This window comes from Stenotrophomonas sp. 05L44_2, from assembly GCF_056665995.1.
On record NZ_JBFTNR010000296.1, the window covers coordinates 1 to 4,773 of the forward strand.

4 protein-coding genes are annotated in these 4,773 nt (G+C 69.2%); 2 read left to right on the forward strand and 2 right to left on the reverse strand.

Annotated features, from left to right (window positions below; genetic code table 11):
- Positions 1-184 precede the first annotated feature (184 nt).
- On the reverse strand, positions 185-982 hold the full coding sequence (locus AC1VAN_RS11765) for a TatD family hydrolase (protein ID WP_025877584.1): 798 nt from the start codon (positions 980-982) through the stop codon (positions 185-187).
- Between the two features lie 68 nt (positions 983-1,050).
- Here AC1VAN_RS11765 and hrpB point away from each other — a divergent pair, with 68 nt between their 5' ends.
- On the forward strand, positions 1,051-3,558 hold the full coding sequence (gene hrpB / locus AC1VAN_RS11770; protein WP_442252340.1) for an ATP-dependent helicase HrpB: 2,508 nt from the start codon (positions 1,051-1,053) through the stop codon (positions 3,556-3,558).
- Positions 3,559-3,686: 128 nt separating this feature from the next.
- Complete coding sequence (locus tag AC1VAN_RS11775; RefSeq protein ID WP_480985853.1) at positions 3,687-4,076, forward strand: hypothetical protein; 390 nt, start codon at positions 3,687-3,689, stop codon at positions 4,074-4,076.
- 90 nt (positions 4,077-4,166) lie between these two features.
- On the opposite strand, the gene AC1VAN_RS11780 is transcribed toward AC1VAN_RS11775, so the two are convergent.
- Positions 4,167-4,706, reverse strand: a complete 540-nt coding sequence (locus tag AC1VAN_RS11780) for a pseudouridine synthase (protein ID WP_312962901.1) — start codon at positions 4,704-4,706, stop codon at positions 4,167-4,169.
- Positions 4,707-4,773: the final 67 nt, after the last annotated feature.

The following is a 4,773-nucleotide window of genomic DNA, read 5'->3' on the forward strand; positions in this document are numbered from 1 at the left end:
GGGCTGGACGCCGCGGTTTCCAACGTATCGGGAAGGGCTGACGGATATTGCCGCTTCGCTCGCCGGGCATGGCCCGGCGCTACCGGATCCGGGCACTCCCGGCTGACGGATATTGCCGCTTCGCTCGCCGGGCATGGCCCGGCGCTACCGGATCCGGCCAGCGGCCGGCACTACCGTTTGCCGATCAGGCGGCGTCCGGCAACCGGAAGAACGCACGCGTGGCAGCCGTGGCGTTTGCGGCCGTGGTCTGCACATCCTCGCCACGGTCCCGCGCCAGCTCTTCCACGATGTGCGACAGGAACACCGGTTCGTTGCGGCGATCCTTCGGCATCGGCTTCAAGGTGCGCGGCAGCAGGTACGGTGCGTCGGTCTCGATCATCAACCGGTTGGCCGGAATGTTCTTCACCAGCTCGCGCAGGTGACCGCCACGGCGCTCGTCGCACAGCCAGCCGGTGATGCCGATGTACCAGTCCTGGTCGAGATAATCGAACAGCTCCTGGCGCTCGCCGGTGAAGCAGTGCACCACGGCCGGACCGATGCGGCCTTCGAAGTTCTTCATCTGTGCCATGAAATCGGCATGCGCGTCGCGCTGGTGCAGGAACAGCGGCTTGCCATTGTCTGCAGCCAGCTGCAGCTGGCGCTCGAACGCGCGATGCTGCGCCGGGCGCGGCGAGAAATCACGGAAGTAGTCCAGCCCGCACTCTCCCACCGCCACCACTTCGGCATGGGCGTGCAGTGCGCGCATCTCCGCATCGCACTCGTCGGTGTACTCCACCGCGTGGTGCGGGTGCACGCCGGCAGTGGCGTACAGGAAGCCCGGGTGCTGCTGCGCCAGCTGCAGGGCCAGCGGCGAATGCTCGCGGCTGGCACCGGTGATGATCATCTGCACCACACCGGCCTGGCGTGCGCGGTCCAGCACGGCGTCGCGGTCGCGGTCGAAGGAGTCGTGGGTCAGGTTGGCGCCGATATCGATCAGATGCATGGGGGCAGCAGAGGCAGGAAAACCCGCGCATTGTACCCGTGCCCGCCATGGCCCCTTATCCTTTGCAGATGAACGCCCCGCAATTCCCCATCTCTCCGCTGCTGCCGCAGATCCAGCAGCACCTGGCCGTGCACCCGCGGCTGGTGCTGGAAGCCCCGCCTGGCGCGGGCAAGACCACCCAGGTGCCGTTGGCGCTGCTCGATGCGCCGTGGCTGGAGGGTCGCAGGATCATCCTGCTGGAACCACGCCGGGTGGCCGCGCGCAGTGCCGCGATGTTCATGGCGCGCCAGCTCGGTGAGGAGGTCGGCGGCATCGTCGGCTACCGCATCCGCTTCGAGAACAAGGTATCGGCGCGCACGCGCATCGAGGTCGTCACCGAGGGCATCCTGACCCGGATGCTGCAGGACGATCCAATGCTGGAGACCGTGGGCGCGATCCTGTTCGACGAATTCCACGAGCGCCACCTCAGTGGCGACCTGGGCCTGGCGCTGGCGCTGGACGTGCAGTCGCAGCTGCGCGATGACCTGCGGTTGCTGGTGATGTCGGCGACGCTCGATGGCGAACGCCTGGCGCGCTTCCTCGATGCACCACGACTGAGCAGCGAAGGCCGCAGCTATCCGGTGGCAATCAGCCACTTCCCTGCCCGGCGTGACGAGGCGCTGGAACTGCAGGTGCGACGCGCGGTGCAGCAGGCGCTGGCCGAGCACCCCGGTGACCTGCTGGTGTTCCTGCCCGGCCAACGTGAGATCGCACGCGTGCAGGCAGGCCTGCAGGACAGTCTTGCTGGCGCTGCGGTGGACGTATTGGCCCTGCACGGTGAACTGCCGGTGGAACAGCAGGCGCGCGTGCTGCAGGCCGCCAGCGACGGCCGCCGCCGCGTGGTGCTCGCCACCAACGTCGCCGAATCCTCGGTGACCCTGCCCGGCGTGCGCGTGGTGATCGACAGCGGCCAGGCGCGCGAGCCGCGCTACGACCCCAACAGTGGATTCACCCGCCTGGACGTGGTCGCCATTGCGCAGGCCTCGGCCGACCAGCGTGCCGGCCGTGCCGGGCGCGTGGCCGAGGGCGTGGCCTGGCGGCTGTGGCCGCAGTCGCAGCGGCTGGAACCGCAGCGTCGCGCCGAGATCGACCAGGTTGAACTGGCCGGCCTTGCGCTGGAACTGGCCGCCTGGGGCAGCAGCGACCTGCGCTTCCTCGACCCGCCACCGACCGGGCCGATGGCCGCCGCACGCGAACTGCTGCAGCGCCTGGGCGCGTTGTCGAGCAGCGGCGCGATCACTGCACTTGGCCGTCGCGTGCTGGCGCTGGGCACCCATCCGCGGATGGCCGCGATGCTGCTGGCCGCAGCTGATGCCCGCGCGCAGGCGTTGGCCGCCGATCTGGCGGCATTGCTGGAAGCTCGTGACCCATTGCGCCAGGGCGGTGATGCACTGGCCGCACGCTGGCGCGCACTGGCGGCCTTCCGCAACGGCCGTGCGCCGGCCGATGCCAATCGCAGTGGCCTGGCCGCCATCGATGCCGCTGCCAAACAGTGGCGCCGTCGCCTGCGTTGTGACGCTACACCGCCCGCCAGCATCGAGGCCCACGAACTGGGCGACCTGCTGGCCCATGCCTTCCCCGACCGCATTGCCTTCCAGCATCCGAACGACCCGCTGCGTTACCTGCTGGCCAACGGCCGCAGCGCCCGCCTGCATGAACTGAGCGACCTGCGGGGCGAACCGTGGCTGGTGGCCAGCGAACTGCGCTTCGAGGCGCGCGACGCGCTGCTGCTGCGCGCCGCACCGGTGGATGAAGGCTTTCTGCGCAGGCACTGGCCCGAGCGCTTCGTGACCGAAGACGCGGTGCGCTGGGATGACACCCGCCGCGCCCTGGTCGCGCTGCGCGAAACACGCTTCGACCGCATCGTGATGGACAGCCGTTCGGCTGGCCGGGTTGATCCGCAGCTGGCGGCGCAGGCACTCACCGACGCCGTTGCCGAGCTCGGCCTGCAGGCATTGCCATGGACCGACGGTCTGCGCCAGTGGCAGGCACGGGTGGAATCGCTGCGGCGCTGGATGCCCGAGCTGGGCCTGCCCGACTGCAGTGATGCCGCATTGCTGGCCAACCGTGCGCAGTGGCTGCAGCCGGCGTTCGCGGGCAGGACACGGCTGGATGCACTGGACGAGGCCAGTTTCGGCGAAGCGCTGAAGTCGCCACTGGAATGGTCGCAACGGCAGCTGGTCGAGCGCCACGCGCCCACCCGGATCACCGTGCCGTCGGGGCTGGAGCGGCCGATCAGCTACGCGCTGGACGGCGAAAGCGGCGAGCCGCTGCCGCCGGTGCTGGCGGTGAAGCTGCAGGAGTTGTTCGGCCTGGCCGATACGCCACGCATCGCCGATGGCCGGGTGCCGCTGACCCTGCACCTGCTGTCGCCGGGYGGCCGGCCRTTGCAGGTSACCCAGGATCTGCGCAATTTCTGGGAGAACACCTACGCCGAGGTGAAGAAGGAGATGAAGGGCCGTTACCCGCGCCACCCGTGGCCGGACGACCCTTGGACGGCTACGGCGACCCACCGGGCCAAGCCGCGCGGGACGTGATGCGCGCCGACACCCCGCCCGTTCCTGAATGGCTGCGGTAGAGTCACACCACGCGCCCGCCTGACTGACATACCGTTTACGGGCAACAGGCGACACTGGACTTCGACCCGAGGCAAGGACACCCCCGCATGAGCAAGCTGACCGTAATCACCGACCGCGCCCTGGAGCGCGCCCTCGACCTGGCCCATACCGCAGGCGATGGCCTGAAGAGCGCGGGCGGCAGCCTGCGTCACCTCGGCCCGCAGGCCAGCGACTGGATCAAGACCGGTGCCGCCCTTGGCGCGGTGAAGACTGGCGGCAAGGTCGCCACCAAGTTCGCCCGCCRCAATCCGGCGGTGACCATCGCGGCAGCTGCCGTGGGCGTAGGCCTGCTGGGCTATGCGCTGTACCGCAAGCAGCAGAAGAAGAAGGCCGCCAATGGCCATGTGGTCAACGGCCAGGCCCAGCGCATCAACGCGCGCGATCGCCGCAACGACACCGTGGTCGACGAGCACAGCGATATCGGCAGCGACGCCTGATTGACCGGGGTCGGATCCCTTCCGCAGGAAGGGCTCTGACCCCATGACGCTGCACGAGGGTCGGACGCCGCAAGGCCTCCGGCCTTTTTTTCAGCCGATCTGCCGCCACTGCCCGGGCTGCAGGTCATCCAGCCGGTATGGCCCCATTGCAGCGCGTACCAGCCGCAGCGTCGGCAGGTTCACCGCAGCGGTCATTCGCCGCACCTGGCGGTTACGCCCCTCGCGGATCGTGATCGCCAGCCAGCTGTCGGGCACCGTCTTGCGGAAGCGCACCGGCGGATCGCGCGGCCACAGTTCAGGCGCAGGATCGAGGCGCTCGATTTTCGCCGGCAGCGTCGGCCCGTCATTGAGCATCACGCCATCGCGCAGCTGCTGCAGCTGCCCGTCGCTGGGCGTGCCTTCCACCTGCACCCAGTAGAGCTTGTCCGCCTTGTGCTTCGGGTCGGTCAACTTGTGCGCCAGCGTACCGTTGTCGGTCAGCAGCAGCAGGCCTTCACTGTCATGGTCGAGGCGGCCGGCAGCGTAGACGCGCGGCGGCAAACCGAAGCCGGCCAATGTCGGCCGCGGCGGCACGCTGCGGTCGGTGAACTGGCAGAGCACGTTGAACGGCTTGTTGAAGGCAATCAGCATCGCGGGGACGGCAGGCGGCGGGCAGGGCATTGTCCCATGCCACGCCGCGCGTGCTCGCCGGGCATGG

Bases quoted from the DNA above. Each gene is read 5' to 3' on its own strand.
- AC1VAN_RS11780 (WP_312962901.1), bottom strand. From the start codon at position 4,706: ATGCTGATTGCCTTCAACAAGCCGTTCAACGTGCTCTGCCAGTTCACC.
- AC1VAN_RS11765 (WP_025877584.1), bottom strand. From the start codon at position 982: ATGCATCTGATCGATATCGGCGCCAACCTGACCCACGACTCCTTCGAC.